The sequence below is a fragment of the Ralstonia sp. ASV6 genome (assembly GCF_016429285.1).
Lineage (GTDB): Bacteria > Pseudomonadota > Gammaproteobacteria > Burkholderiales > Burkholderiaceae > Ralstonia > Ralstonia flaminis.
Map to the genome: position 1 here is coordinate 1 of NZ_JAELUI010000241.1, position 4,716 is coordinate 4,716.

At 62.4% G+C, this 4,716-nt stretch carries 4 protein-coding genes; all 4 read left to right on the forward strand.

Translation table 11 applies throughout. The features are described 5' to 3' along the window. On the forward strand, positions 1–382 hold a 382-nt coding region (locus tag JHD73_RS26590), incomplete at its 5' end, for a phospholipase D-like domain-containing protein (RefSeq protein WP_199033147.1). Positions 383–394: 12 nt separating this feature from the next. Further along, positions 395–1,759, forward strand: a complete 1,365-nt coding sequence (locus tag JHD73_RS26595) for a mechanosensitive ion channel family protein (protein ID WP_199033148.1) — start codon at positions 395–397, stop codon at positions 1,757–1,759. 371 nt (positions 1,760–2,130) lie between these two features. Next, positions 2,131–3,321 carry an acyl-CoA desaturase gene (locus tag JHD73_RS26600; RefSeq protein WP_199033149.1) on the forward strand — a complete coding sequence of 397 codons (1,191 nt, stop codon included), beginning with the start codon at positions 2,131–2,133 and terminating at the stop codon, positions 3,319–3,321. Between the two features lie 191 nt (positions 3,322–3,512). Beyond that, positions 3,513–4,661, forward strand: a complete 1,149-nt coding sequence (nadA, locus tag JHD73_RS26605; protein WP_199033150.1) for a quinolinate synthase NadA — start codon at positions 3,513–3,515, stop codon at positions 4,659–4,661. The last annotated feature ends 55 nt before the right edge of the window (positions 4,662–4,716 follow it).

Below are 4,716 nucleotides of genomic sequence, written 5' to 3' on the forward strand. Positions count from 1 at the left end.
GGTGCAGGCCTACCTGCTCTCGAACAAGGCGATCACGCGGGCGCTGCTGGCCGCGCATCAGCGTGGCGTGGATGTGCGCGTGCTGGCCGACCGTGAGCAGATGATGCGTTCGAACGGCAGCCGAGTCCCTGAAATCGCCAACGCCGGTATCCCTGTGTGGCTGGAGGTGCGCTACAAGAACGCGCACAACAAGGTCATCGTGATCGACCCACGCGGGCCGCATCCGGTGCTGGTGACCGGCAGCTTCAATTTCACGCAGACCGCGCAGCGCGGCAACGCCGAGAATGTGCTGATCGTGCGTGGCGATGCCGACCTGGCGCAGCGCTACGCCGCCAACTGGCAGAAGCATGTGGGCGATGCGTTGCCTTATCGCACGCAATAACGGCCGTCCTCGATGAATGGAATTCCGCTGAACCACATCGCGCTGGGCCACATGATCGGCGACATCGTCTCTGATCTGGGCGGCCCGCGCTTCATCTGGCAGCTGGGCGTGCTCGTGCTGCTGCTGGGTGCCGCTTGGCTGATGGCACGGCCTATCGCGCGGCGCCTGCACGCGGGCCACGTGAATGACACGTTCGCGTTGCGCTTCGCGTGGTCGAGCCTGGAGCGGGCGATGTTCCCGCTGATTGGCTGGCTGCTGGTGCTCGGGGCGCGCTACGCGCTGGTCGGGGTCATGCCGATCAGCGTGTTCCGGCTGGCGGCGGTGCCGCTGTTCGGCCTGACGATGCTGTACCTCACGTTCTACGTGCTGCGCCGCGTGCTGTCGGCCAATGGCGAACTGCACGGCATGCTGGTGCTGGTTCAGCGTGTGCTGACCACATTGATGTGGATCGGCATGGTGCTTTACGTGCTGGGCGTGCTGGGTGACGTGATCGATTATCTGGACGGCATCCGGTTCGCGATCGGCGGCAAGCAGAAGGTGAGCCTCGCGGCCATGCTGATGGGCGCGGTGTGGATCCTGCTCACCGTGCTGATCGCAATGTGGTTCGGCTCGTGGCTGGACAACCGTATCACGCGCGCCAAGGCCATCGACGCCAACCTGAAGGTGGTGCTCTCGCGCGTTGCCAAGGCGGTGCTGCTGCTGGTGTCGTTGTTGCTGAGCCTGTCGCTGGTGGGGATCGACCTGACAGTGCTGTCGGTGTTTGGCGGCGCACTGGGTGTGGGCCTGGGCTTCGGCTTGCAGAAGATCGCCAGCAACTATGTCTCGGGCTTCATCATCCTGCTGGAGCGCTCGCTCAAGCTGGGTGACCAGATCACGGTCAGCACCTATACGGGCATCGTCACGCAGATCCGCACGCGCTACACCGTGGTGCGCAACGGTGATGGCGACACGTTGGTGCCGAACGAGTTGATGGTTGCGCAGGCGGTGCAGAACCATAACGAGCGCGGTATGGTGCGCGTGGCAGTGCGGGTGCAGGCGTCATATGCGGCGGACCCGGAAGCAGTGCTCGCGCTGCTCGTGCAATGCGCCGAAGGGGTCCCGCGTGTGTTGACCGATCCGGCGCCGGCCGCATTCATGGCGCTGTTTGCCGACAGCGGCATCGAGTACGAGTTGGGTGTGTGGATCAATGACCCGCACAACGGCAAGCTGGGTGTGCAGTCTGCCTTGAACCGCGCCATCTACCGCCGCTTCAAGGAGGCGGGGATCGAGATTCCGTATCCGCAGCGCGAAGTGCGCGTGCTGGGGCCGCTGGCATTGCAGCAAGGTGTCTCGGGTGATGCGGGCGTCCCATCCGTCGACTCGTCTGCGCCGGCCTGATGATTTAGCACACTGCCGTCAGGAACGATGCCCCTTTGTTTTGGGTCAAACTGACGGTTTTCCCTCATGGATTAGAGGGGGTATTCGGTTAAAATGCCGGATGTTCCCGTAAAGGATCAGACGGCACCGTCGCAGTGGCTTCCACTTGCGGCAAAGGGCCGCGAACAGCTTGCATTGCGCAGGAGCGGAAGTCATATGACCGGCGACACGGCGCTCGCCGATGTGACGCGCAAGCCGGGTGCCAACACCCGATTCCCCGCCAAGACGACCCCACTGTCGCAGCCTTGCGACAGCGGATGGCCTCAAGAGGCAGCAACGTCGCTTTCGACCTAGGCTGCTTTGATCACCCCGAGTTGACCACGGAGACCACTTTGATCGACTCCTTTCTGAATTTCCTTGCCAACGGCACCCTGGATTGGGCCTGGTGGCAAATCCTGATTTTCACGCTGGTGGTGACGCATATCACCATCGCCGCTGTCACGATCTTCCTGCACCGCTGCATGGCGCACCGCGCGCTGGATCTGCATCCGATTCCCGCGCACTTCTTCCGCTTCTGGCTGTGGCTGACGACCGGCATGGTCACGCGTGAATGGACTGCCATCCACCGCAAGCACCACGCCAAGTGCGAAACCGAAGACGATCCGCACAGCCCGCAGACGCGCGGCATCCGCAAGGTGCTGCTGGAAGGCGCCGAACTGTATCGCGCTGAAGCCAAGAATCAGGAAACCATCCAGAAGTTCAGCCACGGCACGCCGGACGACTGGATCGAGCACAACCTGTATTCCAAGTTCACGTGGCAAGGCGTTGGCCTGATGCTGATCCTGGACGTGCTGATGTTCGGTGCGATCGGCCTGACGGTGTGGGCAGTGCAGATGCTGTGGATTCCGATCAATGCTGCCGGCATCATCAATGGCCTGGGCCACTACTGGGGCTATCGCAACTTCGACTGCGAAGACGCTTCGACCAACGTGTCGCCGTGGGGCCTGATCATTGGTGGCGAAGAGTTGCATAACAACCACCACACGTACGCCACGTCGGCCAAGTTCTCGGTCAAGTGGTATGAGTTCGACATCGGTTGGGGTTACATCCGCGCGCTGGAGATCGTTGGCCTGGCCAAGGTCAAGAAAGTGGCGCCCAAGGCACGCTTTGTGGATGCAAAGCCGGTTGACCAGAACACGCTGGAAGCCATCATCGCCAACCGTTATGACGTGATGGCTCGCTACGCCAAGACCGTCAAGGCGGCTTACCGCCAAGAGCTGGCCAAGCTGAAGGATTCGCGCGACGTGGAATACCGTGCGCTGAAACCGGCCCGCAAGTGGTTCCATCGCGACGAAACCAAGCTGGGTGCGCCGCAGCGTGAGCAGCTCTCGCAGATCGTCTCGGATCACTCGTCGCTGCACACCTTTGTGGAAATGCGCCGCGAGTTGGGCGCCCTGTGGGGCCGCTCGAACGCGACGCGCGAGCAACTGCTGCACCAACTGCAGGACTGGTGCAAGCGTGCCGAGGAAAGCGGCATCCACGCGCTGCAGGAATTTGCCCTGCGCCTGCGCCGCTACGCCTGAGTTTCCTGTTTCATAGGTGAAGCCCCGCTCCACAGCGGGGCTTTTCTTTTGGGTAAACTGCGTTAAATCACACGTTTAACAGGCCGCAAAAATCGCCTACGAGAGCGCATCGCGGCACGCGTCCTCCTCACACGCCGTCCGTTTCATTGCCACGCCACCTGCGCGACACTCTGCCGGACGGGGAGACCATCATGGAAACCCACATCAAGACGGTTGAATTCGATCGCCCGGACATGCTTGCCGAGGCGCAGTCCGGTGCCAGCTGCGTCGCCCACGCCTGGGCCAAGGTACCGCCCGTGTTGTCGCGCGAGGAGCGCGATGAACTGAAGGCCCGTATCAAACGGCTGCTCAAGGAGCGCGAGGCTGTGCTGGTCGCGCATTACTACGTGGATGCCGATCTACAGGACTTGGCTGAGGAAACCGGCGGCTGCGTCTCGGATTCGCTGGAGATGGCGCGCTTTGGCCGCGACCATTCGGCCAAGACGCTGGTGGTGGCGGGTGTGCGCTTCATGGGGGAAACCGCCAAGATCCTCAGCCCGGAAAAGACCGTGCTGATGCCGGACCTGGATGCGACTTGCTCGCTGGATCTGGGTTGCCCGCCGGACGAGTTCGCCGCTTTCTGCGATGCGCATCCGGATCGCACGGTGGTTGTCTATGCGAACACAAGCGCCGCCGTGAAGGCGCGTGCGGACTGGATGGTGACATCCTCCATCGGACTGAAGATCGTGCAGCACCTGCATGAACAGGGCAAGAAGATCCTCTGGGCACCGGACCGCCATCTTGGAAATTACATCCAGCAGCAGACCGGCGCCGACATGCTGATGTGGCAGGGCTCGTGCCTGGTGCATGACGAGTTCAAGAGTGTCGAGCTGGATTTGCTGCGTGCTGAGCACCCGAACGCGAAGATCCTCGTGCACCCCGAATCGCCAGCCTCGGTGGTGGCACAGGCGGACGTGGTGGGATCGACCTCGCAGCTGATTGCGGCGGCACAGTCGCTGTCGGCCAATGAGTTTATCGTCGCGACCGACAACGGCATCCTGCACAAGATGCGCATGGCCGCGCCGGGCAAGCGCTTTATCGAAGCGCCGACCGCTGGCAACAGCGCCACCTGCAAGAGCTGCGCGCATTGCCCATGGATGGCGATGAACGCGCTTACCAATCTGGCCGAGGTGCTGGAAACTGGCCGCAACGAGATCCACGTCGATCCGGTGATCGGCAAGCAGGCCGTGGTCTGTATTGACCGCATGCTTGATTTCTCCGCGCGTGAGAAGGCCGCGGTCCGGCCGCAAGGCGATCTGGCGGCCAACGCACAGCTCTTTCAAGGAATTGGCCCAGCATGACAGCGACTCAGATGAGCGTGAACGCCGCGCAGGCGATTTTCGATAGCTTTGGCCC

Bases quoted from the DNA above. Each gene is read 5' to 3' on its own strand.
- JHD73_RS26595 (WP_199033148.1), top strand. From the start codon at position 395: ATGAATGGAATTCCGCTGAACCACATCGCGCTGGGCCACATGATCGGC.
- nadA (WP_199033150.1), top strand. From the start codon at position 3,513: ATGGAAACCCACATCAAGACGGTTGAATTCGATCGCCCGGACATGCTT.